General features: G+C 58.6%; 25 protein-coding genes. 14 read left to right on the top strand and 11 right to left on the bottom strand.

The window, feature by feature from the left end:
* Window positions 1-36: 36 nt before the first annotated feature.
* A complete protein-coding gene (locus tag EDB94_RS08850) occupies window positions 37-273 on the bottom strand; it encodes a hypothetical protein (RefSeq protein WP_260312543.1) in 237 nt (78 codons plus the stop codon).
* A 13-nt stretch (window positions 274-286) separates the two neighbouring features.
* Window positions 287-1,771, bottom strand: coding sequence for a DUF4331 domain-containing protein (locus tag EDB94_RS08845; RefSeq protein ID WP_108018128.1), 1,485 nt, complete (start codon window positions 1,769-1,771; stop codon window positions 287-289).
* Window positions 1,772-1,927: 156 nt separating this feature from the next.
* Between EDB94_RS08845 and EDB94_RS08840 the strand changes: the two genes are divergently transcribed.
* Together EDB94_RS08840 and EDB94_RS08835 are read left to right on the top strand one after the other, a co-directional pair.
* Window positions 1,928-2,485, top strand: coding sequence for a sigma-70 family RNA polymerase sigma factor (locus tag EDB94_RS08840; protein WP_181259024.1), 558 nt, complete (start codon window positions 1,928-1,930; stop codon window positions 2,483-2,485).
* Window positions 2,482-3,183 carry an anti-sigma factor domain-containing protein gene (locus tag EDB94_RS08835; protein ID WP_108018127.1) on the top strand — a complete coding sequence of 234 codons (702 nt, stop codon included), beginning with the start codon at window positions 2,482-2,484 and terminating at the stop codon, window positions 3,181-3,183. The genes EDB94_RS08840 and EDB94_RS08835 overlap by 4 nt, the downstream gene beginning before the upstream one ends.
* A gap of 7 nt (window positions 3,184-3,190) precedes the next feature.
* Here EDB94_RS08835 and EDB94_RS08830 read toward each other — a convergent pair whose 3' ends face one another.
* Entirely contained in the window at window positions 3,191-4,612 is a 1,422-nt protein-coding gene (locus EDB94_RS08830; protein WP_108018126.1) for an HDOD domain-containing protein, read from the bottom strand.
* 211 nt (window positions 4,613-4,823) lie between these two features.
* Here EDB94_RS08830 and EDB94_RS08825 point away from each other — a divergent pair, with 211 nt between their 5' ends.
* The 3 genes from EDB94_RS08825 (at window position 4,824) to EDB94_RS08815 (ending at window position 7,548) form a co-directional block, all read left to right on the top strand.
* Entirely contained in the window at window positions 4,824-5,831 is a 1,008-nt protein-coding gene (locus EDB94_RS08825) for a methionine ABC transporter ATP-binding protein (RefSeq protein WP_108018125.1), read from the top strand.
* On the top strand, window positions 5,831-6,496 hold the full coding sequence (locus tag EDB94_RS08820) for a methionine ABC transporter permease (protein WP_008176989.1): 666 nt from the start codon (window positions 5,831-5,833) through the stop codon (window positions 6,494-6,496). Before EDB94_RS08825 ends, EDB94_RS08820 begins: the two co-directional genes overlap by 1 nt.
* A 269-nt stretch (window positions 6,497-6,765) precedes the next feature.
* A complete protein-coding gene (locus EDB94_RS08815; RefSeq protein WP_053113603.1) occupies window positions 6,766-7,548 on the top strand; it encodes a MetQ/NlpA family ABC transporter substrate-binding protein in 783 nt (260 codons plus the stop codon).
* Between the two features lie 78 nt (window positions 7,549-7,626).
* Here EDB94_RS08815 and EDB94_RS08810 read toward each other — a convergent pair whose 3' ends face one another.
* Together EDB94_RS08810 and EDB94_RS08805 are read right to left on the bottom strand one after the other, a co-directional pair.
* Complete coding sequence (locus EDB94_RS08810) at window positions 7,627-8,280, bottom strand: peroxiredoxin (protein ID WP_069182577.1); 654 nt, start codon at window positions 8,278-8,280, stop codon at window positions 7,627-7,629.
* Window positions 8,281-8,402: 122 nt separating this feature from the next.
* On the bottom strand, window positions 8,403-9,764 hold the full coding sequence (locus EDB94_RS08805) for a sodium:alanine symporter family protein (RefSeq protein ID WP_108018124.1): 1,362 nt from the start codon (window positions 9,762-9,764) through the stop codon (window positions 8,403-8,405).
* 182 nt (window positions 9,765-9,946) lie between these two features.
* On the opposite strand from EDB94_RS08805, the gene EDB94_RS08800 reads away from it, so the two are divergent.
* Window positions 9,947-10,378, top strand: a complete 432-nt coding sequence (locus EDB94_RS08800) for a CBS domain-containing protein (protein WP_041645917.1) — start codon at window positions 9,947-9,949, stop codon at window positions 10,376-10,378.
* A gap of 29 nt (window positions 10,379-10,407) precedes the next feature.
* Window positions 10,408-11,250 (top strand): S-formylglutathione hydrolase, encoded by an 843-nt coding sequence (gene fghA / locus EDB94_RS08795; RefSeq protein ID WP_108018123.1) that lies wholly within the window; start codon window positions 10,408-10,410, stop codon window positions 11,248-11,250.
* 14 nt (window positions 11,251-11,264) lie between these two features.
* Here fghA and EDB94_RS08790 read toward each other — a convergent pair whose 3' ends face one another.
* Complete coding sequence (locus EDB94_RS08790; RefSeq protein ID WP_108018122.1) at window positions 11,265-12,389, bottom strand: HD-GYP domain-containing protein; 1,125 nt, start codon at window positions 12,387-12,389, stop codon at window positions 11,265-11,267.
* A gap of 5 nt (window positions 12,390-12,394) precedes the next feature.
* On the opposite strand from EDB94_RS08790, the gene EDB94_RS20775 reads away from it, so the two are divergent.
* Window positions 12,395-12,619 carry a hypothetical protein gene (locus tag EDB94_RS20775; RefSeq protein ID WP_221180316.1) on the top strand — a complete coding sequence of 75 codons (225 nt, stop codon included), beginning with the start codon at window positions 12,395-12,397 and terminating at the stop codon, window positions 12,617-12,619.
* 47 nt (window positions 12,620-12,666) lie between these two features.
* On the top strand, window positions 12,667-13,677 hold the full coding sequence (locus EDB94_RS08785) for a GGDEF domain-containing protein (RefSeq protein ID WP_062783353.1): 1,011 nt from the start codon (window positions 12,667-12,669) through the stop codon (window positions 13,675-13,677).
* On the opposite strand, the gene EDB94_RS08780 is transcribed toward EDB94_RS08785, so the two are convergent.
* Window positions 13,641-15,062: an MATE family efflux transporter gene (locus EDB94_RS08780; protein WP_108018121.1), complete on the bottom strand. Its 1,422-nt coding sequence runs from the start codon at window positions 15,060-15,062 to the stop codon at window positions 13,641-13,643. The genes EDB94_RS08785 and EDB94_RS08780 overlap by 37 nt on opposite strands.
* An 85-nt stretch (window positions 15,063-15,147) precedes the next feature.
* Here EDB94_RS08780 and EDB94_RS08775 point away from each other — a divergent pair, with 85 nt between their 5' ends.
* From EDB94_RS08775 to EDB94_RS08765, 3 genes are all read left to right on the top strand, one after another.
* A complete protein-coding gene (locus EDB94_RS08775) occupies window positions 15,148-16,020 on the top strand; it encodes a carboxylate/amino acid/amine transporter (RefSeq protein ID WP_041646450.1) in 873 nt (290 codons plus the stop codon).
* A gap of 152 nt (window positions 16,021-16,172) precedes the next feature.
* Complete coding sequence (locus EDB94_RS08770; RefSeq protein WP_108018120.1) at window positions 16,173-17,747, top strand: PAS domain-containing methyl-accepting chemotaxis protein; 1,575 nt, start codon at window positions 16,173-16,175, stop codon at window positions 17,745-17,747.
* Between the two features lie 166 nt (window positions 17,748-17,913).
* On the top strand, window positions 17,914-19,311 hold the full coding sequence (locus tag EDB94_RS08765) for a sodium-dependent transporter (RefSeq protein WP_062783344.1): 1,398 nt from the start codon (window positions 17,914-17,916) through the stop codon (window positions 19,309-19,311).
* Window positions 19,312-19,405: 94 nt separating this feature from the next.
* Here the strand turns inward: EDB94_RS08765 and EDB94_RS08760 are convergent, their stop codons facing one another.
* The 4 genes from EDB94_RS08760 to dctP form a co-directional block, all read right to left on the bottom strand.
* Window positions 19,406-19,999 carry a hypothetical protein gene (locus EDB94_RS08760; protein WP_227499671.1) on the bottom strand — a complete coding sequence of 198 codons (594 nt, stop codon included), beginning with the start codon at window positions 19,997-19,999 and terminating at the stop codon, window positions 19,406-19,408.
* Window positions 20,000-20,098: 99 nt separating this feature from the next.
* Window positions 20,099-21,409, bottom strand: a complete 1,311-nt coding sequence (locus EDB94_RS08755; RefSeq protein ID WP_014579037.1) for a TRAP transporter large permease subunit — start codon at window positions 21,407-21,409, stop codon at window positions 20,099-20,101.
* Window positions 21,406-21,945, bottom strand: a complete 540-nt coding sequence (locus EDB94_RS08750) for a TRAP transporter small permease subunit (RefSeq protein WP_041646454.1) — start codon at window positions 21,943-21,945, stop codon at window positions 21,406-21,408. The genes EDB94_RS08755 and EDB94_RS08750 overlap by 4 nt, the downstream gene beginning before the upstream one ends.
* Before the next feature lie 94 nt (window positions 21,946-22,039).
* Complete coding sequence (gene dctP / locus EDB94_RS08745; protein ID WP_014579040.1) at window positions 22,040-23,086, bottom strand: TRAP transporter substrate-binding protein DctP; 1,047 nt, start codon at window positions 23,084-23,086, stop codon at window positions 22,040-22,042.
* Window positions 23,087-23,520: 434 nt separating this feature from the next.
* Here dctP and EDB94_RS08740 point away from each other — a divergent pair, with 434 nt between their 5' ends.
* Both EDB94_RS08740 and EDB94_RS08735 read left to right on the top strand, forming a co-directional pair.
* Entirely contained in the window at window positions 23,521-23,961 is a 441-nt protein-coding gene (locus tag EDB94_RS08740; protein ID WP_108018119.1) for a PaaI family thioesterase, read from the top strand.
* A gap of 57 nt (window positions 23,962-24,018) precedes the next feature.
* Window positions 24,019-25,221, top strand: coding sequence for an acyl-CoA dehydrogenase family protein (locus EDB94_RS08735; RefSeq protein ID WP_062783335.1), 1,203 nt, complete (start codon window positions 24,019-24,021; stop codon window positions 25,219-25,221).
* Window positions 25,222-25,256 lie beyond the last annotated feature (35 nt).

The following is a 25,256-nucleotide window of genomic DNA, read 5'->3' as shown; positions in this document are numbered from 1 at the left end:
GGCCCGAGAAAGCGGGAAAACCGGCCACGTGGAGTTTTATTGAAGGAGGTCATCGAAAGCCTGTGGATTGTTCTGGTCATTGAAACTCAGGTCGACTCCGTTGACGTTCTCCGGCTGAGCCTCGTCGGTAGTCCGGTCGAACTGGGTCTTAACAAACTCCGTGAAATCGACGGTCGGAGCCGGCGCCTCCGCCCGGCTGTTCGACCCATCGAAGCAGCCGGCCATGAATAGCGACATCGCGCAGATCGCCGTAAGTTTTGTGAGTAATTTCATAGCCATCTCCCGGTTATTCGTTGGGTGAACCGGCGATAGGTGTCGCCAGGTAAGGGAACGACTCGAAGTCCGCAGGTAGGCTGGCAGGATCTGCTGCCAACTGGACGCCGTCGGTGTACTCGAGGCTGCCATCGGGCGCATCGGCGGGGTCTGCCAGTACACCCATGGCGACGCGAAGCGCAATGTCGACGGTGTCATCGTAGGGCCGGCGGCCATTCGGGAAGCCGGCGTTGTCACCCGCCAGAACACCAAGATCGTTCTGGCTGTCCAGCGGCGTTGGCGCAACGGCGGGCGTCAGTCGCAACATTTCGGAGGCAGTTACGCCCTCGGGCATGTTGACTCCGGGTACGCCAGTGAGGAATGCCGTGACAAGATCGTTGCGCGGAAAGTTGTTCGGTGCAGTCACGGGGAACAGCACTTCCAGCAGCTCCGGCAGTGTCGGGTGTGTCACATAGGTGGCGAACTGACCATCATCCTTGGGTTCGCTGGCGTTGAAACGGTCTTTGTCCTTGAGTCCGATAACCACTTCGTTAACCAGCGGCATGCCCAGGCGGGAAACCTGGGTGTAGGCTCCGCCTTCAACGGTTGCACCACGGCTTTCACTGCTAGGGGCAGGGTTGATGATGCGTGCCTGACGAACGCTCGCCGTTGTCCAGGCACCGATGACCGGCTGGCCATTGGAGTTCATGGCGGTGCCGGTCAGGCACTCGGTGGGTACTTCCAGGGCAAAGGACGTTACGTTCTTGTCGGCCAGATCACCGGGACCTTCTCCATCCCGGGCGCCCAGGGGGTTGGTGTTCACCAGATCGAAAATTTCACCCAGGTTCACTGCGAACGCTTCCTGGCGCTGGCCGACAAAGACACGGCCGTTGGTGCCGCAGCCGGGAATGGCGATATCAAACACGTGTTGGCTGGCGTAGCCGGCGTAATCACCAAAGGACTTCGCACCAATGTTATCCAGGGGTTTGTCAAAGACTTCGGTGCCGGTGTTCACGTTGGTGGCGGCCTGCGCGGCGCCCGTGCGGCGATCGCCGGAAATGACATCCACTGTGTAGGTTTGCCGCAATTGGACGTTGCCAGCATTACTTGCATCGCCAATGTTCTTGAGGGGCACAGACACCATCCGCTGGTCGCCATCCGGCCCGACCGGCAACTGAATGTCGTTCAGGTTGTCTTCCAGTTGGAAGCGGAACGTCAGGTCCTCAATGGCATCGCCATTGTTATCGACGTGAATCTCATAGATGGCATCGTCATCCAGATCAAAATAGTTGGGACCGCCGTAGGCGTCCTGCAGTGGCAGGTAATTGGCAATCAGAGTCACGAAATCGCTTCGGCCACTCTCGTAGCTCCGGAACATATAGAAGTCCGTGCCGTCGACTTTCGGGATTTCAGTGATAAAGGGCGCTTCACGGTGACTCGAAGCCTGGGCCAGGCCCGTGGCGAGGCAGGCTCCGGCCACGGCGATAGCGAGGCTGGACCGTTTCAGAATTGTTTTCATGTCGCTTTCCTCTTTGTGTTTGGGTGCGTCGGGGGAAGGAACGGCCGGTGCGCGTCAAAAGTTGCAGTTGCTGCAAAAAAAGTTTTTTGGCAGGCGCGCAACTTCAGCTCCCGTGCGCCCGTACCTTCGGCAATAACCAGAACAATGAGGGTGTTTATGGCTTATGCCGAGGTAAATCAGGACGAGCTGATGCGATTGCTGCGCTCAGTGGCAAGGAAGGATCGACAAGCGTTCCAACAACTGTACAGCCGGGTGGCGGCGAGAATGTTTGGCTTGTGCGTCAAGCTCGCGAACCATCGTGAATTGGCGGAAGAAGCGATGCAGGAGAGTTTTATACAGATCTGGCATCACGCGGGCGAATATCACCGGGATCGGGGCGCGCCTCTGGCCTGGATGATGACCATTGCCCGGTACCGAACTCTTGATCTGATGCGCGCCCGGAAAGCGCGACAGACGACCGGCGATGAGCACCTTGCACAGGTAGGGGACAAGCGGGGTGGGCCGATGGATGATTCGTTGCGCAGCGCCGGCTCGGCACAGCTGACCGGCTGCCTGGAAGAACTCAGCGATGTTCAGCGGGATAGCATCCTGCTCGCCTATTACCGGGGCTTTACTCACGATGAGTTGTCGGAAACTTTCAATTCTCCGGTTGGCACCGTGAAGAGCTGGATCCGGAGGGGGCTTATGGCGCTTAAGAGGTGTCTTGAACGATGAGAAAATCACCTGAGCGCGTAGAGATTCTTGCCGCGGAATATGTTCTGGGATCCCTCAAAGGCCCTGCCCGTCTCCGCTTTGAGGGATGGATGATGGAGTCAGGCCGGGTACGCCAGGAAGTCTGGTTCTGGGAACAGCAGTTGGGCGCGTTATCGACGGCCGCACCGCAGGAAACCCCGCCGCCCCGCGTATGGTCAGACATCCAGAGGCGGTTGTGGCCGGAACAGGCCACACCGACAGCCGAGTCCCCAGCAAAAGCCGGTTGGTTCTGGCCAGGCTGGGGCTTGATGGCAACGGCTGCCGCGGTTCTTTTCGCAGTCCTGTTGCTGCAGCAGCCGACCCCGGGTGTGGAGCGACCCTTGTTGGCCGGGGCAATTATCAAGGCCGATATGGGCGATCCGCTGTGGCTATTGAGCGAAACCGGTAGTGGCAACCTGCTGAAGTTGCGCTCTGTTGCCGCAGGCACCGCGGAGTCAGGCAAGGATTATGAACTCTGGGTTGTTCCGAAGGATGGTGAGCCACTTTCTCTCGGGGTCCTACCGGCGGCTGACACTCATGAGGTGGCGTTGTCGGATGAAGCCCAAAGCTCCTTGACCCGCAGCCGGACTCTGGCGATCAGTCTTGAACCCGAAGGCGGTTCACCGACAGGATCGCCAACCGGGCCGGTTTTGCACGTCACGAGGCTCTACGAGCTCTGAGTCAACGCTAGTGGGTCGAGATTAAGGTCAGGCACAGCTGCGCGTTCTGAATAAAGTGGCCGAAGGCTGATAGCTGCTCTTTTGAGGGCGTATAGGCCCCGGCCGCATTGTCGGCATAGAACAGACCGATGAGCCGGCCATTTGCCTTGATCGGGCCAATCAACGCCGGCACTTTGCCGAGCCAGCGATCATACGCCACGCCTTCGGCGTTTGGTTTTGGTTCGTAGATGCTGCAATGGGCATGAGGCAGAAGCGGGCCCAGCGGCCCGGTACCGTCCTTGGGAATCACGAAGTGTTCACGCCATTCCTCGGTGCCGCGGCCGCCGAGTTTTCGGGGCACCAGTTCGTTGCCGGTGCGGTCACTCATCAACAGGGCGACTCGCTGCATACCAATAGCCCGGTGTATGCCCTCAATTACCAGCTGGCAGACTTCATTGATATCCGGTTTTTCGGCGAGGCAATGGCTTAATTCGCGCAGGATTTCCAGCTGCAGTTCCGCATCCATGTCCGGCGCCCTTGCGCCGGTGTCGCCTGACTTGCCCTCGGCGCCCGGCATCATGGCAGTGACTTGCGGAATGCCCAGGGAAACGGCCACGAGGGTGGCCTCCGATGCGTTCACCTTGAGCTGGTCGCGAACCACCGCCGGGGGCTCACCAATATCCCTGCCCAGGCGTTCCAATACCTTGTCCATGTCCGGACCGCTCCAGCCCTGTTCTGACAGTCGGGCCATTTCCACGGAATTCCGCACCAGGCTCGAAGCCATGGAATTGGCCTGACCCGGAGACACAACATCCCTGATAAATGGCCCGAGGGACCAGGCCTCCACAAGACCGCGGGTGATTTCGGTAAACGTTGAGTGCAGAACGGCTTTCTGGGCCTCAACCGGCGGTTCCTCAAGCCGCAGTCGTTCCTCGAGTTCCGTCGCCTGTTCTGTCTCGCAGGACCAGAACGCCAGCTCGCCGATGTTCATCAGCAAGGCCCCGATAAAAACCTCCTCCAGGGCCGTTTCATTCCGTTTGGGCATTAGACACCGGGCCTGAACCGCGGCGTGAATGGCTCGTGCCAGGCAGCGCAAGAGGTGCGGGCGGTCGTTGCGTTTCAGGAGCGCGTCGACGATCAGCGAGGAAATGGCCATGGATTTCACGGCATCGAAGCCGATCAGGGTAATGGCCCGACTGACCGTGCTGACCTGCGTCCGCGTCTGGTTGTAGAACACGGTGTTGGACAGTCTCAGCACCTGAGAGGTGAGCTGGGCATCGTTGAGGATGACGTTGGCCAGTTCGTTAACCGTGCTGTTTCGGCTGTCCGTCAACTCATTGATACGCTTGAGAGTGTTGGCCAGAACCGGCAGCTCGACCTTGCTGAGATAAGTGACCCATGCCTGGGTGGAGTTCATCCGTGAGGGCGTTGGCTGTTTTTCAATGGTCACGTTTTGGCATCTCTGGGTGGCGCGGCTCTCGAAACGGAGGGAAATTAAGGTTCTTATGACTTCCAAGTTTAGTTCAGGGCTGTGGCGGATGTCAGGTAACCGTTTGTGTAGGGACATCTACCCACACTGAGAATCATTCCGGAATTCGGGTTTGCCAACCGAATGGGCTATAATCGCCGGTTTTTAACGCTGCACCCACAAGGCGCTGACCGTGATTATATTTGACCAGGTACAGAAGTCGTATCAGGTAGGCGGCCGGGCGATCCCCGCGCTTCATCCCACCGATATGACCATTGAAACCGGCGAGGTATTCGGCATCGTTGGCCATTCCGGCGCCGGTAAATCGACGCTGGTGCGTCTGATCAACCTGCTGGAACCACCCACCGGCGGTCGTATTCTGATCGACGACGAGAACATCACCGACTACGACGCTGCCGAACTCCGTGCCTTTCGCCGCAAGGTGGGAATGATCTTCCAGCACTTCAACCTGCTGTCGTCGAAAACCGTGGCGGACAACATTGCCTTCCCGATGAAGCTGGCGGGCATCTACTCGAAGGCCGAGATTCGGGATCGGGTTGAGGAACTGTTGGCCCGGGTCAGCCTCACCGACCACGCCAACAAATACCCATCGCAGCTCTCCGGCGGGCAGAAACAGCGAGTGGGCATTGCCCGCGCCCTGGCCTGCCGGCCCACGATCCTGCTGTGCGACGAAGCAACCAGCGCTCTCGACCCGCAAACGACCCAGTCGGTGCTGAAGCTGCTGGCCGACATCAACCGGGAACTGGGCCTGACCATCGTACTGATCACCCATGAAATGGACGTGGTTCGCCGGGTCTGCGATCGCGTGGCAGTGATGGACGCTGGTGAAGTGGTCGAAATGGGCCCGGTCAGCGAGGTGTTCCTGCACCCGAAGCACCCGACCACACGAGACTTTGTCTTCGAGAGCGAAAGCATTGACCGGGATGAACTCCAGGAAGACCTGAGCAAGGCCAGCGGCCGGATCCTCCGCCTGACCTTCAAGGGCGAATCCACCTATAAACCGCTGCTGGGCAGCGTTGCCCGGGAGTCCGGCGTGGATTTCAGCATTCTTTCCGGCCGAATCGACCACATCAAGGACACACCCTACGGCCAGCTGACCCTGTCACTGGTGGGCGGTGATCTCGAGGTGGCCATGCAGGCGCTCAAGGCCGCCGACGTTCACGTGGAGGTGCTGCGCTGATGGAAGACCTGTTAAGCAATGTAGACTGGACCGAAATCGGCTGGGCCAGCTGGGATACCCTGGTCATGGTGGGTATGTCCCTGCTGTTCAGCGTCCTGATCGGCCTGCCCATCGGCGTTCTTTTGTTCCTGTTCGGCAAACGCCAGCTGCTGGAACAGCCGGTGGCCTATGCGGTGCTGTCGTTCGTGGTGAACGTGCTCCGTTCCGTACCATTCATCATCCTGCTGATCGTCATGATCCCCTTCACCGTAATGCTGATCGGCACGTCTTTGGGCGTAGCCGGAGCGATTCCGCCGCTGGTGGCTGGCGGTGCGCCGTTCTTCGCACGGTTGGTGGAAACCTCCCTGCGAGAAGTGGACCGCGGGATCATCGAGGCCACCCAGGCCATGGGCGCCAGCGTTAAACAGATTATCTTCGGCGCTCTGTTACCGGAAGCGCTTCCGGGCATCATCGCGGGCATTACTGTTACTGCAATAACGCTGGTTTCCTATGCGGCCATGTCCGGAGTCATAGGTGGCGGCGGTCTCGGCGATCTGGCGATCCGCTTCGGCTATCAACGATTCCAGACCGACGTAATGGTCATTACAGTCGCGCTACTGGTTATTTTCGTACAGGTGCTGCAGATGGTCGGCGACCGTCTGGTTCTGTACTTCAGCAGAAAGTAGAAAAGCTGGATATAGGCCGGTGGGCGGTCGGAGTACCCTTCCGAAAACGTGGAGCGCCAGGGATGGCGCGACCGAGCCCTACATGGGTGAGGCCGAGCGCATATAAAGCGAAGCTTTATGCGACAGCCGAACGACAGCAATCTGTGATTGCTAGCTGGACCCCGCAGGGGTATTCACGGGCGTTTTTCGGAAGGGTACTCCGACCGACCGCCGGCCGTACTCCGAACCCGAACTCATTTGTTCAAGATGCTCAACAGGAGAATCGATCTATGAATCTGAAGAAAACACTCGCAGCACTGGCTGCCGCAGCTACGTTTTCCGGCGCCGTTGCTGCCGAAGAACTCTCTGTAGCTGCCACCCCGGTTCCCCATGCCGAGATCCTGGAATTCGTGAAGCCACAGCTGGCCGAGCAGGGCGTGGAACTGGACGTGAAGGTATTCACTGATTACATCCAGCCGAATATCCAGGTGGACCAGAAGCGGATGGACGCCAACTTCTTCCAGCACCAGCCGTACCTGGATGAATTCAATGAAGGCCGTGGTACTAACCTGGTAACCGTGACCGGCGTTCACGTTGAGCCGTTTGGCGCCTACTCCAGCAAGATTGATTCGCTGGACGAGCTGAAAGAAGGTGCCGTGGTTGCCATTCCGAACGACCCCACCAACGGTGGCCGTGCGCTGCTGCTCCTGCAGAAGGCCGGCGTGATCACCCTGAAAGACGAGAGCAAGATCACTGCAACACCCCGTGATATCGCCGATAACCCGAAAGATCTCGACTTCAAGGAACTGGAAGCTGCCACCCTGCCCCGTATCCTGAACCAGGTCGACCTGGCGCTGATCAATACCAACTATGCGCTGGAAGCCGGTCTGAACCCGTCTGAAGACGCGCTGGTGATCGAGGGCTCCGAGTCACCTTATGTGAACATCCTGGTCGCCCGTCCGGACAACAAGGACAGCGAGGCTATGCAGAAACTGGCTGCGGCTCTGAAGTCTGATGCGGTTCGCGACTTCATCATGGAAAAGTATGAGGGTGCAGTGGTTCCGGCATTCTGATTGCCTGATCCACAACCATGAAAAAGGCCGGACAGCGAATGCTGCCCGGCCTTTTTTATAGGCTTAATAGGCTAGTGATCAGTCACCGCTCCAGTTGGCTTTCGGGTCTGGTGTCATCCGCAGGTAGGATTTCACCGCCTTGTAGCCTTTCGGGAAGCGTTGCTTGATTTCTTCCTCGTCCTGAAGGGACGGAACGATAACCACATCGCCACCGCGCTCCCAGTTGCCCGGGGTCGCGACCTTGTGTTCGTCGGTCAGCTGCAGCGAATCGATCACCCGCAGAACTTCGTTGAAGTTACGACCGGTGCTGGCCGGGTAGGTAATCATCAAGCGAACCTTCTTGTTCGGGTCGATCACGAACAGCGAGCGCACGGTAAGGCTGCTGTCGGCATTCGGGTGAATCATGTCGTACAGCTGGGACACCTTGCGATCATGGTCTGCAATGATCGGGAAGTTTACCGAGCAGCCCTGGGTTTCATTGATGTCCTTGATCCACTCGTGGTGGGAATCGACCGGATCAACGCTCAGTGCGATGGCCTTGACGCCGCGCTTGGCGAACTCGTCCTTCAGTTTGGCGGTCAGGCCCAGCTCGGTGGTGCAGACCGGGGTGAAATCCGCCGGGTGCGAGAACAGCACGCCCCAGCTGTCGCCCAGCCAGTCGTAAAACGAAATCTTCCCTTCACTGGAGTCCTGTTCAAAATCAGGGGCGGTATCTCCGAGACGTAAAGTCATGTGTACTCTCCTTTGATCATGTTAGTGACAATTTCGTTTGTTATTCCGGCCCTGAAACGGCCGGGTTATGTTCTGAGTGTATACGACAAACCTTGGTGCCAGATGAGGCAATTACAAGGGGCTCAGACCCCCAGCGCTTTCTCCTTCTCAAAATGCTCACGGGTGAGCTTGAACACAATCGGGCTCAGCATCAGCAGGGCAATCAGGTTCGGCAATGCCATCATGGCATTCAGGGTGTCTGCCACCAGCCAGACAAAGCCCAGGTTCAGGGTGGCACCCACCGGGATTGCCAGAATCCATGCAATGCGGTACGGCACGATGGCCTTTACGCCGAACAGGAACTCGATGCAGCGCTCACCATAGAACGACCAGCCCAGAATGGTTGTGAACGCAAAAACCGCGAGGGCAATGGCTACAAGATAGTTGCCAACGCCGGGCAGCGCCTCCTGGAATGCCATGGAGGTCAGTGCCGCCCCGGATTCCCCGGAGGTCCAGGTGCCGGAAGTGATAATCACCAGTCCGGTAATCGTGCAGATGATAATGGTATCGATGAATGTGCCGAGCATGGCCACCATGCCCTGATTGATCGGGTTTCGGGTTTGTGCGGCGGCATGGGCAATGGGCGCGGAGCCCAGGCCGGCTTCATTGGAGAAGATGCCACGGGCCACCCCGAAGCGGATGGCTGCCCAGACTGCCGCACCGGCAAACCCACCCTCGGCGGCGATGGGGCTGAAGGCATGTTTGATCACCAGGGCAAAAGCGGCAGGAATATCAGCGGCGTTGATAGCCAACACCACAAGCCCGGCGAGCAGATAGGAAACTGCCATCAACGGCACCAGGGCGCTGGCGACATGGCCAATCCTGCGGATACCGCCGATCAGGACCATACCCACCAGAGCCATAAGAACGAGGCCGGTCACCCAGTGCGGCAGCCCAAAGTTGGTCTCCATGACATCGGCAACCGAATTTGCCTGCACAGTATTGCCGATGCCGAAACCGGCGATGGCGGCAAAGACGGCAAACAGGACGCCAAGCCAGGCCCACTTGTGACCCAGGCCGTTGCGGATGTAATACATCGGGCCGCCCACGTGGGCACCGCGTTCGTCGACTTCGCGAAAACGCACCGCCAGGACCGCCTCGGAGTACTTGGTGGCCATGCCCACAAGGGCCGTAAGCCACATCCAGAAAAGCGCGCCGGGGCCCCCAAGGAACACGGCTGTGGCAACCCCGGCAATGTTGCCTGTGCCAACGGTGGCTGAGAGCGCTGTCATCAACGCCTGGAACGGCGGGATTTCACCCTCGGATTCAGATCCCGCGGCGGAGCGGCCTTTCCACATCAGCCGGAAGCCGGCGCCCAACTTCAGAACCGGCATCATCTTGAGACCGAGGCTGAGGAAAACCCCGACACCCAGTATCAAAACCAGCATGGGTGGGCCCCAGACCAGCCCGTTTATCTGCCCTACGAATTCAGAAATAGCTTCCATGGGATCTCCCTCTGTCTGCCATGGATTGGTTTGGATTTTTGACCCGGATTGGGTATAACCGACTGAGTTTAGTCAGAAATTTTCCCATGTAAACCGATGGCCCGGTAAAAGTGGTGGATTCAGGGGTGATTGCCTATGCTCATTACATTGGCGACCATCCACCGAGGAGAGAGATTCTGCCCATGCGTTCACTCAAAGTTTCAGATGTCATGTGGAACCACATCGAGCCGGTCCGTTGCGGCACGCAGCTCACCAAAGTGGTGAAGACGCTGCTCCACAACCACGTAACTGGTCTGCCGGTCGTTGATGACCAGCGCCATGTGATCGGTTTTATCTCCGAGCAGGATTGCATCCATGCTCTGCTGGTCAGCGGCTATCATCGGGAGGGCGATCCGCTCGTTGACGATGTCATGTTCCGGAAACCGGTCACGATTTCGGCAGAGATGTCGGTGGTCGATCTCGCCCAGAACCTCGGTGCCGGCAAGCCAAAGGTGTACCCTGTTGTGGATCACGGCAAACTGATCGGTATTGTCACGCGTACTGCTATCCTGGCCGAGCTGGCTCGCACCGGCTTTGGTCTGGAGCCGCCGAAGCACGCCAGTGCCGAATACTGAAACACACTTTTCCCAAAATTGAGGACACTATGGAACTCCTATCCACGAACGTCAGTTTCGAAGGCGAGCACCGCCGCTACCGGCATACCTCCGCTACCCTCGAATGCGACATGGAATTTGCGGTGTATCTGCCGCCCGTGGCTGTGGGCTCCAACCCGAAGAAGGTGCCAGTCCTCTACTGGCTGTCGGGGCTGACCTGCACCGACCAGAATTTCATGCAGAAAGCCGGCGCCCAGAAACGGGCCGCTCAGCTGGGTATGGCCATCGTCTGTCCTGACACCAGCCCCCGTGGTGTGAACCTGCCGGGTGAGGATGACAGTTATGACTTTGGCTCCGGCGCCGGCTTCTACATCAACGCCACCGAGCAACCCTGGGCACCCCATTACCGGATGTACGACTATGTGGTGAAGGAATTGCCGCAATTGATCGAGAATGAGTTGCCGGTAACAGACAAGCGCTCCGTCAGCGGCCACTCCATGGGCGGCCACGGCGCTCTGATCTGCGCCCTGAAAAATCCGGGCCGCTACGCCTCGGTGTCGGCGTTTGCGCCCATCGCCAACCCAACCGAGTGCCCCTGGGGTCAGAAAGCCTTCAAGGGTTATCTTGGAGACGATCCGCGAAGTTGGGAAGAATGGGATGCCACATTGCTCATTCCCACTGCTCAGGAGCGGTTGCCGCTACTGGTGGACCAGGGCACAGCGGACGAGTTTCTGGACAGCCAGCTGAACCCGGATGCGCTGGCGGATGCCTGTGAGAAGTTCCACCATCACATCAACCTGCGCATGCACCGGGGTTATGATCACAGCTATTTCTTCATTGCCTCATTCATTGATGATCACCTTGATCATCATGCAAAAGCACTGGGTTTATAGCGTGGTGACGTTGGTCAGGAGCGGAAGCCCCAGACCAGGCTGAAGTCCATGGAAGGCATGACTTCCGGCTCTTCCAGGGACTGGATGCCGAAGTCCGGCTCGCTGGTGTCCCGCTCGAAGGTGCCGGTGTAACGGTTGCTACGGGGACCGAAAATGGCTTTGACGAAAGGTCCCCGGGCTCTGACTGGCCGGCGGGTAACCACGCCCACTTCGTTGTTTTCCAGACGAACCAGAATGCCGGGCGGATACTCCCCGAGAATCTGCAGCAGGGCCTTGGGGATGGCCGGTCGGAACTTGCCGTCGGCCAGGTTGGCAATCAGCTTCCGGGCGTCGGCCACATTCATGCGTTGCCGGTAGGCCCGTTTGGTGATCATGGCCACGTAACGCTCTGCCAGCGCCAGGATCTCCGCTTCCGGCCGTATTTCGGTGCCACTCAGACCTTTCGGATAGCCGCTTCCGTCGGCCTGCTCGTGGTGTTGCGCAATGATGGTCAGCAGGAGCTTGTTATCGATGCCCGCGGCCTGCAGGGCCTGGATGCTGCGTTCGGGGTGTTTGCGAATGACGCCGCGCTGTTCATCGTTCAGCACTGTATTGGACGCATTCAGCTTGTCGGCGATGGGCACGAGCCCGAGGTTGGCAGTGAGGGCGGCAGCAGTCAGTACAGCTACTCGTTTCTCCTCCAGGCCGAATTGCCGGCCAATAAACTGGCAAAGAATGGCGTAAAACAGGATCTGTTCGTGAATGACCGGGCCGATTGAGTAGAGGTGAACCAGTGCCAGGGTTGCATCGGGTGATTCCGTGCATGTGCGCTCGATCATCCGGGCCAGGCCGAGCAGCCGTTTTTGGGCCGAGGGGTCGGAATCGGTAATGGCCTTCAGGGTTGCTTCGAGGGAATGGAGCAGATCCGGGTAATCGGCAAACGGGTTCCTGTCCCGGGTATCCTCGAACGTTTCTTCCTGAGGGCGTTCGATTTTGCGAGGTTTGAATCGGCCGCGCTCGAACAATTGTTCCAGCTGGGAATCTGTCTGAATTACATAGCCCTGGCGCAGAAGGATATTGCCGTCTGCATCGTAGACGTCCCAAGGCAGGGGCCGGCCGATGGTCAGCGCCCCGGGCGCAATTCGGACAAGTTCGGTCAAATCAGGTGTCTCTGGTACAGGTTAATTGTGTCGCCAGTGTAACCCCGAATGCGGCTGGGGCTCCACTGGCGCGGGCTGGCTCTCGCCAGGAAGCAGTGTGGTTTTACCTGATTTTACCGCTGCCCCTGTTTTGGGAGGAAGAAAAAATGAGCAAGCGTTCACACTTTGTCTTTTTTGATAGAGAATATGTAAAGAATCGTTGTCCTTTAACGATCATTCAAATTGGTTGAGCTATTCTGGAATTCTGGATAGTACTTTTGTCGGACGAAAACGCTAAATGCTCCATCGCCTCAAGACCGATTTCCGATTATCGATCATCACCCTGCTGGGGGTGAGCGCGTTTCTGGGGATTACTCCATTTGCCGTGATGCGCTACCTGCAGGGAAATCTGCTGGCCGGACTGGTGGATACAACGATTCTTCTCGGTATCTGCTCTGCGCTGGTCTATGCATGGGTAACCGGGGACACGCGACGAAGTGGCGTGGTGGTCGCCAGTGTTGCTTGTGGCGGCGCGGTCGTCGTGGGCATTGTGGTAGGCGAGCCGGGACTGTTCTGGTTATACCCGTGTCTTGTCACTACCTTCTTTCTTGTTAATCCCAGGATTGCGGTAGCCCTGAACATTGCCTCGGTCATTGCCCTGATGGTTCATGGTGGGGCTTTCCGTTCTGATGTCCAGATGTGGTCGTTTGCTTCAACGGCCTTTGTGGTCAGTGCCTGCGCCTACGTCTTTGCCCACAGGAACCACGATCAGCGGGAGCGTCTGGAGCATCTGGCAACGATCGATCCGCTGACCGGCATCAAGAACCGGCGCTCAATGGATCAGGAGCTGGATCTGGCGGCGGCGAATGCCGAGCGTACCGGTTTGCCCTATGCCCTGGTCATGCTGGATATCGATCACTTCAAGAAGATCAACGATGAGCATGGCCATGGCGTGGGCGATGGTGTCTTGACCGATCTGGTGGCGCTGCTGAAACAGAACACCCGCAAGTCAGACCAGCTGTTCCGGTACGGTGGCGAAGAATTCGTACTGCTCCTGCCGGGTGTCGATGGCATTGGCCTCAAGGCCGTGATGAACAACCTGCAACAGGTGCTGCGCAAATACATGAAGCACCCCGGCGGTTCGGTGACGGCGTCGTTCGGCGTGGCACTGCTCGAGCATGGCGAAAGCGTTGATAGCTGGCTTGCCCGGGCGGATGCGGCACTCTATGAGGCCAAGGAAGCTGGCCGGGATTGTGTCGTATTTGCCGATGCTCAGCGCACGCCGGAGCTTGCAGCCGAAACGGCCTGATCGCTATTGGGAGCAAACAGAAAGAGTCTGCACCCCAACAGAATGCTGGCGGATGCCAGGCCACCCGTGAGGCCTACCCAGAAGCCGGCAGCCCCCATGGCCGGCACCAGCCAGTCCATGAACGTCAGCACATACCCCAGTGGCATACCAACGCCCCAGAATGAAAACAGCATGATGAACATGGGAATCCGGGTGTCCTTGTAACCCCGCAAGGCGCTGATGCAGGTTACCTGGATAACATCGGCAATCTGGAACAGGGCCGCAAACATCAGAAGCCTCACGGTGACCGCCTGTACTTCGGTATCACTGGTATAGAGCGCTGCGATCTCCCGGGAGAATACAAACAGCAGTATTGCAAAAACCAGCGCTGTAGCAGCCGCCAGAATCAGTGAACTTCGGGAGATAAGTCGTGCGGTGGCGGGCGCCCGGGCGCCCATGAGGAAGCTGACCCGGAGAGTCAGCGCCATACCGATGCTCAACGGCAGCATGAACAGTAGAGATACCACGTTCAGGGCAATCTGGTGCCCGGCCACCACCACCGGGCCAAGGGGGGCCAGAAACAGAGCAATTACCGAGAACAGGCTGGCCTCGACAAAGATGGTGAAGCCGATGGGCACGCCGATGCCGAGGATGTAGCGCATGCCTGCCAAGTCCGGCTTCACCCAATCGGCAATCAGGTGGAACTGACGGTAAACCCGGCTTCGATTCAGATACACGAGCAGTGCCGCTGCCGCCACACCGTTGGAAATGGATGTGGCCCAGCCACAACCAACACCGCCCATCGCAGGCAGCCCCAGCTTGCCGTAGATGAAGATGTAGTTCATCGGCAGATTGATCAGTGTGCTGAGTACAGAGAATGCCATGATCACGCGGGTGTGCCCGAGGCCATCGGTCAGGCCCCGTAGTGCCGTCATTAACAGCAGGGCCGGGATGCCCCAGGCGAAGGCGTTGAGGTAGCCCTGGGTGATGCGTGCGGTATTGGCTTCCAGGTTCAGAAGCGCCAGCACCGGGTGCACGTGGGTCAGCAGCAGGATCATGATCACGGATCCGGCGGCGGCCAGGTAGAGCCCCTGCCAGGTTGCAGGCATGATTTTCCCCACCTCCCGGGCACCGTTGTAGCCGGAAATAATGGGCTGCAGTGCCCCCAGCATGCCCATGAAAAACAGGAACAGGGGCATCCACAGGCTGCTACCAATACCCACTGCCGCAAGATCCTCGGCACTCGCGTGGCCGGCCATGATGGTATCGATCACGCCGTTGGCCATCTGGGCCAGTTGGGCGATCAGGATCGGCCCGCCCAGAATGGCGAGGGTTCGCCACTCTGTCAGTGTTCTGGTGACCAGCGGCTGGCGGGGTTCCGGTAATGGCTGGTGGATCTCATCCATGGGGTTTTATCCCGTGTTTCTGCACTGCAAGTTTCTCCGAAAACCGTTAAAGTACGCGCCTTGATCACAACAGATGGCAGTGGCGATGGGACTTCTGGTTTTTGTTACCGTTCTGTGGGCGTTTTCATTCAGTCTGATCGGCGAATTTCTGGCCGGCCAGGTGGACAGCGATTTTGCGGTGCTCAGCCGTGTGCTGCTCGGTGCCCTGGTCTTTCTGCCGTTCACCCGTTGGCGGGGCGTGGCTTCCGGACAGAAGCTGGGTATTCTGGTTACCGGCATGCTGCAGTTCGGGATTACCTACCTCTGTCTGTACCGGTCCTTTAGCTACCTGACCGTCCCGGAAGTCCTCCTGTTCACGATTTTCACTCCGCTGTATGTGACCCTGCTGGATGACGCCCTGTTTCGCCGGTTTTCACCGGTGGCGCTCCTGGCTGCAGCCATCGCAACTGTCGGGGCGGGTATCATACGCTACGACGGGCTCAGTGAGGACTTCATTACCGGCTTCCTTTTGCTGCAGGTGGCGAATTTTACCTTTGCAGCCGGCCAGGTAGGTTACAAGCACGTGATGCAACACTACCAGAGTGATCTGCCGGGCTACCGAACCTTCGGCTATTTCTTCTTTGGCGCCCTGATTATTGCGTTGCCGTCCTTCCTGATATTCGGCAATGCCGAGAAGCTGCCGACCACACCGGTACAGTGGGGCATCCTGGCATGGCTGGGGCTTGCTGCCTCCGGCCTGGGTCTGTTCCTGTGGAATCGCGGTGCCTGTGTGGTTGACGCCGGCACCCTGGCTATCATGAATAATGCGTTGGTGCCTGCAGGCCTGATCGTCAACCTGCTGATCTGGAATCGAGACGCCGATTTGCTGAGGCTGGCGATTGGCGGTGGCGTGATTGCCTTCTCCCTCTGGGTAAACGCCCGCTTCCATCCCCGGGCCCGGCTGGCGGTTACGACATAAGTACCTGCACGCACTAAGGTTCCGCTCACCTCTGCCGTTACACTCCACATACGCAAGGTAACCTTTGATGAATATCAATGATATTCATAGGGGCTTACCCTTGTTTGCCCATATTTATCCCCGTGGTCAGCCCCGAGTCAGAAGGTCCGTTTATGCGCAAGAATCTCCCGGTAACCCAGCGTGAAGTAAAAATGCGGAAAGGCGGTCGGTTGATTACCACCACGGACCTGAAAGGGGTGATCACCTACTGCAACGAAGAGTTTGTGGAAATCAGCGGTTTCTCCCGGGAAGAACTGGTTGGCCAGGCTCACAACATAATCCGCCATCCGGACATGCCCCAGGCCGTATTCAAGGATATGTGGGATTACCTGAAGGCCGGCAAGGCCTGGATGGGTGTGGTGAAGAACCGGGCGAAGAGCGGCGACCATTACTGGGTCAGTGCTTACGTTACGCCGATCCGTGAGAACGGCCAGATGGTGGGCTTCGAGTCGGTTCGGGTCGAGCCGACCCGCGAGCAGATCGCCAGGGCCGAACGGCTGTATTCCAAGATCTCTGCCGGGAAGATGACCTCATCCTTCAGCAATCGTGCCTTGTCGATGCTCCGTTCCGGCTGGCCATTCCTGGTGTCGCTGGTACTCAGCCTTGGTGCCCTCAAGATCAACCAACCCTGGTTGGCAGCAGGCCTGATTGTTATGGGTCACGCGCTAGGGTTCGGCCTCGTGTTCAACTCCCTGGCCGCTCGCTTGCGCAAGCTGCTGGACTTTCGCCCAGATGCCTTCCGGGATCCCATTGTTGCCCGTACCTACAGCGACGAACGCGGACTGTTCTCGCAGCTGTCGCTGTTGCTGGTCAGTGAAGAGGCCCGGGTTCGTACGGCCCTGGCGCGGATTGATGACCAGGCAGAACTGCTCTACGAGCAGGCGCGGGCTTCTCACGGCTATATCAGCGATGGCGCGGCGGCGATCGCCCGGCAGCGGGCGGAAACCGATCAGACTGCCTCGGCCATCAATGAAATGACCGCCTCAATCCAGGAAGTGGCCGAGTCGGTGACCAGTAACGCCCGTGAAGCCGAGGAGGCCAATCGTCTTGCGGGTGTGGGCAGCGACCGGAGCGCCGAAGCGCTGGTTGCGATTGAAGAGCTGGTAACCCGCGTAAATGGTATTGGTTCGACGATCAGCAAGCTGGGTGAGTCCACCAACAGCATCGGTGAAGCCGCCAACCTGATTTCCGAGATTGCCGAGCAAACCAACCTTCTGGCATTGAACGCGGCTATCGAAGCGGCGCGTGCCGGTGAGCAGGGGCGGGGTTTTGCAGTGGTAGCGGATGAGGTGCGCTCACTGGCCCGCCGGACCCGGGAATCCACCGTGCGAATCCAGAACGTGATCGATGATTTCCGTCAGCAGGTGGACTCGGCGGTCCAGGCAACCCGGGACGGTGAGGCTGTTGCCGGTCAGGGCCTTGAAAAGGTGCGGGAGGCCGAGAACTCGCTGCGCGATATCGTGACCTCGATCCAGACCATTTCCGACAGCTTTATCAGTATGTCTGCGGCCTTTGAGGAGCAGAGCCAGGTGTCCGACGAGATCAATCGCCAGATTACCAATATTGCCGAGCTGGCCGATCATAGTGATGCCCAGGCCGACTCCGCCAAGCAGAGCAGTGACCGGCTCAGCGCCATGTCCCGTGGCCTGAAAGACCTGATAGCCAGGTTTATCAGCAAAAACGGCTAGTTAGCTTTAGCTTCCTTTTCCTCCCGCCGGACCAATCCGGACCGGGAGGGCGCCAGCACTGGCATCGACGCGCCAGTGCTGGCAGAATCCCGCCCCAATTGCCCCGGCAACGCCGTGGCTATCCCTTTTTGAAGACATTCCTCAGCCAAAAGCACAGGAACACAACATGACTCAGTCCAACTCGGTTTCGGGCAACGGTTCAGGGGCCGCTCGTGGTCTCTGGTCTTCCCGGTTGGCGTTTATTCTGGCGGCAACCGGTTCGGCCGTCGGTCTCGGTAATATCTGGAAGTTCCCCTACGTTACCGGCGAAAACGGTGGTGGCGCCTTCGTGCTGGTTTATCTGCTGTGTATCGCAGTGATCGGTATCCCCATCATGATGGCGGAAGTGTTTATCGGCCGGAATGGTCGACATAACCCCATCACCAGCATGCGGCTGGTGGCAGAGCGCAACCTCAGCGCGCCGGGCTGGCGGATCTCGGCCATCATCGGGATGATCGCGGCCTTTGTGATCCTCTCTTTCTACTCGGTGATCGGCGGCTGGGCGGCGTCCTATGTGGGACATGCCGCCATGGGCGACTTTACCGGTGGCACCGCAGACTCCATCGGTGAGTTGTTCGGCGGCCTGCTGGCCAGCCCCGGGCAGCTGCTGCTCTGGCACACGATCTTTATGGCGCTGGTTATTCTGGTGGTGTCCCAGGGACTGAAAGGAGGCCTGGAACGGGCCGTTACCATCCTGATGCCGGCCCTGTTTCTGTTGCTGCTGGTGGCGGTAGGTTATGCCACCACGACAGGCCATTTTGGTGAGGCCGTCAGCTTCCTGTTTACGCCGGACTTTGGTGCCCTGACCATCAACGGGGTTCTGATCGCCCTTGGCCACGCCTTCTTTACCCTGAGCCTCGGTATGGCCATCATGATGGCCTACGGTTCCTATTTGGGTCGGGATGTGTCCATTGGCCGCACCGCTGTCAGCGTGGCCATCATGGATACCGTCGTCGCACTCCTGGCCGGTCTCGCCATTTTCCCGGTAGTGTTTGCCAACGGTCTGGAAGCCGGTGCCGGTCCCGGACTGATTTTCCAGACCCTGCCGCTGGCCTTTGGCAATATGCCCATGGGCGGCCTGTTTGGCACCCTGTTCTTTATCCTGCTGTTGTTCGCCGCCTGGACCTCCGGTATTTCCCTGCTTGAGCCGGTAGTTGAGTGGGTTGAGGAAAAAACCAGCCTGGCCCGTACAGGCAGTTCCATCCTTGTCGGTGTGCTCTGCTGGGCGCTGGGCATTGCTTCGATTCTGTCGCTGAATGTCTGGGCCGACGTCGCGCCGCTCGCTATGTTTGAGCGCTTCGAAGGCAAGACCATCTTTGACCTGCTGGACTTCTTCACAGCCAACGTGCTGCTGCCGCTCTCCGGTTTGCTGACGGCGGTATTTGTCGGCTGGTTTGTGGCCAAAGAGTCGCTGAAATCCGATCTGGCCCTTCAGGGAGGAGCCTTTACCCTCTGGTACAACCTGATCCGGTTCGTGACTCCCATCGCAGTTGCCATCGTCTTTTTCTACAACCTGATGTCCTGAGCAAAGGTATCCACATCACGGTTGAATGAAACCTGGCAATGAAAAAGCCCGGCAAGTGATCTTGCCGGGCTTTCTGTTTTCCGGTGGCTGCTTCCTACTCCTCGCCTAGCTGTCTCAGCGCCTCTACGTGGGGACGCACCGCCTCGATATCTGCCGCCGGAGCGTTGCTCGCGCTTTGCATGGCGCCCATCGCACCCTCCATCATGGCCCGCATCTGGGCTTTCTGTTCGGCCGTCATGTGAGGGCTGTTTTCCATCTCGGCGAGCGCGGCTTCCATCTCCTGCCTGGCGGCCGGCTTCTGCTCTGCCATTTCGATGGCCATCCAGGCCTGGAACACCCGGTCTCCGGTGGCACCCCAGGATTCCAGGCTGTCGAAGCCGTGATCCTGCACCACGTCTTCGAGGCGGCCATAGGCTTCATGGCCCTTCATCTGCTCCAGGGATTCCGACACGATCCGGGAGAAATCCGGCATGGTGCTTTCGTTCTGGTTGTCCATCTGACGCTCCAGCTCCTCGAATTCCGGTGCCAGTGTTTGTGCAGCCCGAACGCTTTCGATAAACGAGGCCACTCGCTGATCGGAAAGGGTGTCGGCCTGGCTTTGGGCAGGGAGTAGAGGAAGCAGGAAGAAAAAGACTGTGAGGATGACGCTGTTCAATGCCAGCATCGGCTCTCGTTGCGGGTTATGCATGGCTGTTCTCCTTGTGTGGGCTTCCGGTTCCTTTGTCCGGAAGTCCCACGAGATTAGCGCTTACCCGCTTTGGCTGGCAACTTTGCTTTCAGGTCAGGTTCAGAACAACAGGTCCGGCAGCCAGGTGGCAATCTCCGGAAACACCATGATCAGAATGATGCCGACAATCTCCACAATCACGAAGGGGATGATCGACTTGTAGATGTCCTTCATGGTGATTGACGGTGGCACGATGCCCTTCAGATAGAACAGGTTGAAGCCGAAGGGTGGCGTCATATAGCCGATTTCCATGTTGATCACGAACAGGATGCCGAACCAGATCGGATCGAAGCCCAGGGACTCCACAATCGGCATGAACACCGGCAGGGTGATCAGCATGATGCCTACCGGATCCAGCACCATGGCCAGCAGGAACACGATCACCATCATGGCGATGATGATGCCCCAGGGGCCACCGGGGACCATGTTCATCAGGCCTTCGATCAGTTCCTGGGCGCCCATGCTCTGGTAGGCGGCGCTGAAGGCATGGGCGGCAAACAGGATCCACATGATCATGCCGGTAAGCTTGAACGTGCGGATGGCAGCTTCCTTCAGGATGCTCCACTTGAACTGCCGGTACACCGCCGCCGATATCAGGGCGCCTAGAACACCCATGGCAGCGGCTTCCGTCGGGGTAGTGATACCGCCGATAATGGAGCCCAGAACCATCACGACGACGCCGATTGGCAGCAACACCGCGCGCAGGGCACGGAATTTTTCCGGCCAGGTGCCCCGGTCTTCTTTTGGCAGCGCCGGGGCCAGTTCCGGCTGCAGGTGGCAACGCACAATGATGTAGATAGCGGTCAGCACCATCAGAAGCACGCCCGGCATGATACCGGCGGCGAACATCTTGCCAACGGAAACACCAGTGATCAGGGCGTAGAGAATCATAAGGATGCTGGGAGGAATCAGGATGCCCCAGCCACCGCCGGTATTGATAACGCCCAGAGCCATGCTCTTGTCATAGCCCCGCTCAAGCATCGAAGGCAGCGCGATGGTGCCCATGGCAACCACGGCCGCACCGCTGATGCCCACCATGGCAGCAAACACCGCGCAGATTCCAAGGGTGCCGAGGGCCAGGCCGCCTCTCAGTCCGCCACACCAGAGATGCATCATGCGGTACAGGTCCCGGGCTACACCTGTGCGCTCCAGGATCATGGCCATGAAGACGAACAGGGGAATGGCGACCAGCGTAAAGCTGCCCATGGTGCCCCAGATCTGGGAGGCGACCATGTAGAAGGAGTCGAAGCCCCAGGTGAAATACAGGAACACCACCGAAACACCGCCCAGGACGAACGCCAGCGGCAGGCCCAGCAGCAGGAAAAACAGCAGCGAACCGAAGAACAGGAGCGTCAGGGCTTCAATGCTCACAGCTGCTCTCCTTCTGACTCGGACTCTTCGGGCGTGTAGTAATCCAGGTTGAACGCCACGGCTATGTCTTCAAGGAGTTTCACCAGCCCCTGCAGAACCAGCAGTGCGGTGCCGATGGGGATGGCCAGTTTTACTGGCCAGATGGGCGGGTTCCAGGCCGAATAGGAGGTTTCCCAGCTGGACATGGATTCCTGGGCCATGTCGATCCCGAACCACAGCAGGGCCAGCGTGAAAATAAAGAACACCAGGGAGGTCACAATATCCAGGACTGCGCGCTTGCGTGGTCTCAGGTGGGAATGCAGCAGGTCTACGTTGACGTGGCCCCGGTGGGCCATGATGTAGCCGCCCGACATCACGGCATAAATGCCGAAGAGCATCTGGGTCAGTTCATTGGTCCAGACCGTCGGGGAATTGAACAGGTAACGGAACCCCACTTCCAGCAGCAGGAACGCGAACATCGCGAAGATCAGAAGGGCGACCCACCGGCCGATAAAATCATTGAGACGGGTAACCCCTCTCATGAATGCGGCGATCATCACACTCACGGCAATCTCCCACGGGATACTGGTTTGGTTCCGGGACAGAAAGGCCGGGGTCAGGAACCCCGGCCTTGGTCAGAGCAACGGCTGATCAGAGGTAGCCGAGGTCGGCCAGGTAGCCTTTCAGCATGTCCAATGCCTTCTTGGCGTTTTCGCTACGTTTGCCTTCCTCGTCCCACATCGCCTGGGCCGTAGCAACCAGCTTGTCCTGGACTTCGTCCGGCAGCACATTGAGCTGCACACCCTGTTCTTCGATGGCCTTGGCCAGGGTGATGCGCTCCTTGTACTGGTACTCGTTGGTGCGGATCCAGAACTGCTCATTGAGGGCATCCTTGACGATGTCCTGCATGTCTTCCGGCAGCTTGTCCAGAGCCTTCTGGCTAACGATGATCACGTCGGTGCCGGCAATGTTCAGGGCGGGCTGCACATGGTATTTGGCAACTTCATACAGGCCCATGCTGTAGGCACCCTGCGCCGCACCCCAGTGCGCCCCGTCCACAATGCCGGAGTCCAGGGCCGAGTAAAGTTCGCTGCCCGGAATGTAAGAGGCGGCTGCGCCTGCTTCGGTCAGGAAGGTTTGCAAAGCGCCGGAGGAGCGGATCTTGAGGCTGGTGAAGTCTTCCCAGCTCTCGATCGGCTTCTTGACCACCATTTCCGTCGGGTACACCTTGTCGGTGGCCCAGTAAACGCCATGCTCTGCGGCCTCGTCACGGAGCATCTGCTCGAAACCCATGTTCTGGTGGAAGTAGGCGGCTTCCCAGACATTGCGGAAGGCAAATGGCAGACCGGAGGCAATGCCTGCGAGGGAAACCTTGTCCTGGGCGTAGGATGGCGAAATCGTGCCCATTTCCAGGATGCCTCGGCTGACGGCGTTGAAGGTTTCCTTGGCCTTGAACAGGGCGCCTGCCTCGTAAAGCTGTAGTTTCAGGCGGCCATCAGTACGCTCTTCCAGAACACGTTTGATGCGGCCAAGGCTGTCTGTGTAAGAGCTGCTGGAGCCGGGCCAGTGGGACTGGACCTTCCAGGTAAAGGTGTCCTGGGCGGCAGCGGGTGCTGCTGATAGCGCGGCGCTAATACCGAGGGTAAGGGCTGACGCATACACCGTCAGAGTCTTGCGAGCAGTAGCAAAGAGTTTCATGAGCTTGCCTCGTTCATTGTTGTAGTGGCTTTGCTTTTTGTTTCACTGTGCAGAACTCATAACTGCAGGGTGAATTTTATTCTCTGAATCTATCACAACATCGGGGCTTTGCAATAGGATGTTTGTCGTTCGAATTTGCAGTGGCCCGTGGTTCAAGGGTAGTTCACAAGACCGGTTTCCACCGCCGCCAGGAGCTGCGTTATCAGTGCCTGACGTCTGCTCACGGGGGGTGGTGAGCGGCGTTGGTAGCGAGAAAGTTCGGCCCGCTACTCGTTGTCTTTTTCATTTTTCGTCGATCTTCATCAATCCTGTTTTACTAGATGAAATAACCTTTCAAATATATTGACTCAAAACCGTAAGGCGTGACAAATTACGAAAACAACAGAACTACAAAGACCACATGAGCCGCCTGGCCCACCTGGAATGAATGTCTGATGAGTGAGGAAAACCGCCATATTATCCACGGGCAGGATCTGCCCGGCTTCCACAGCCTGCTTGGCTACCGCCAGGCCTCCTGGGAAGAAAACGAAGCTGTCATCGAGCTTGAGCTTCGGCCCGGGCATCTGAATCTTGGCGGTGTTATTCATGGTGGTGTGTTGACGTCTCTGTTGGACATCGCCATGGCGCAGGCAGGTACCTACTGTCCCTTTCCGGGCCGGATGCGCAAGGCAGTCACCCTGTCGCTTTCCACCACGTTTACCGGCCAGTGTTCCGAGGGCGTGATTCGGGTAACCGGCCGAAAACGCGCCGGAGGGCGCCGGATCTTCAACAGTACCGGCGAGGTGCATGACGACAAGGGCAACCTTCTGGCAATTGCCGAGGCCACGTTCCGCATTCGCTCCGGCAGCGAAGGGCCGGAAGGCGTCCCGATCTGAACGGGTGATTGCCGGTTTGATGGCGGTCACGAACCACAACAACAAGAGGAAACGGCAATGTTCGAGCTGTCTGACAGGGCAAAACAGCTGCAGTCTGAGTTAAACGAATTCATGGCTGCCCACATCTACCCGAACGAAGAGGCCCATCATCGACAGATCGAAGATGCCGAGGACCGGTGGGCGCCGGTCCCCATTATTGAAGAACTGAAGCAGAAGGCCAAAGCCGCCGGCCTGTGGAACCTGTTTCTGCCTGACAGCGAATTCGGCGCCGGCCTCAGCAATTTCGAATACGCCCACCTCTGCGAAATCATGGGCCGTTCGGCCATGGCCCCCGAGGTCTTCAACTGCTCGGCGCCCGATACCGGCAACATGGAGACGATCGCGCGCTACGGCAATGCGGAGCAGCAGGAACAATGGCTGAAGCCGCTCCTTGATGGCGAAATCCGCTCCTGCTTCTCCATGACCGAGCCGGACGTGGCATCTTCAGACGCCACCAACATCGCCTGCGAAATCCGCCGCGAGGGCGACGAGTACGTGGTCAACGGTCGTAAATGGTGGTCTTCCGGCGCCATGACCCGGAATTCGAAAATTGCCATTGTCATGGGCAAAACCGATCCTGATGCCGAGAAGCACAAGCAGCAGTCCATGATTCTTGTGCCCCTGGATGCGCCCGGTGTGAAGATGATCCGCCCGCTGCATGTGTTCGGCTACGATCATGCGCCACACGGCCACGCGGAAATTCACTACGACAACGTGCGGGTGCCGGCCAGCAACATGCTGCTGGGCGAAGGCCGTGGTTTCGAGATTGCCCAGGGCCGGCTCGGGCCGGGCCGTATTCATCACTGCATGCGAACCATCGGCGTTGCGGAACGTGCCCTGGAGCTCATGTGCAAACGCGCCAACGCCCGTGAGGCCTTTGGGCGGAAGCTCTCGGAGTTCGACTCCATCCGCAAGGACATCGCCCGTAGCCGTATGGAGATCGAACAGGCCCGCCTGATGACCCTGAAAGCCGCGCACATGATGGACACGGTCGGCAACAAGGTGGCCCGTCAGGAAATCGCCATGATCAAGGTGATTGCACCGAGCATGGCCTTGAAGGTCATCGATCGGGCCATTCAGGTGCACGGTGGTGCAGGGGTTTCCCAGGACACCTTCCTGGCCGAGGCCTGGGCCAAGGTTCGGACGCTTCGGCTGGCGGACGGGCCGGACGAAGTGCACATGGATTCCATCGCCAAGATGGAGCTTCGGCAGTATCGCTGAATCGATCACCTCTGAGACAGTGCGCGAGGACCCGA

Origin of the sequence: Marinobacter sp. 3-2 (assembly GCF_003751355.1) — a bacterium.
GTDB classification, from domain to species: Bacteria; Pseudomonadota; Gammaproteobacteria; order Pseudomonadales; family Oleiphilaceae; genus Marinobacter; species Marinobacter adhaerens.
This window is presented reverse-complemented; position numbering and strand designations above follow the sequence as displayed.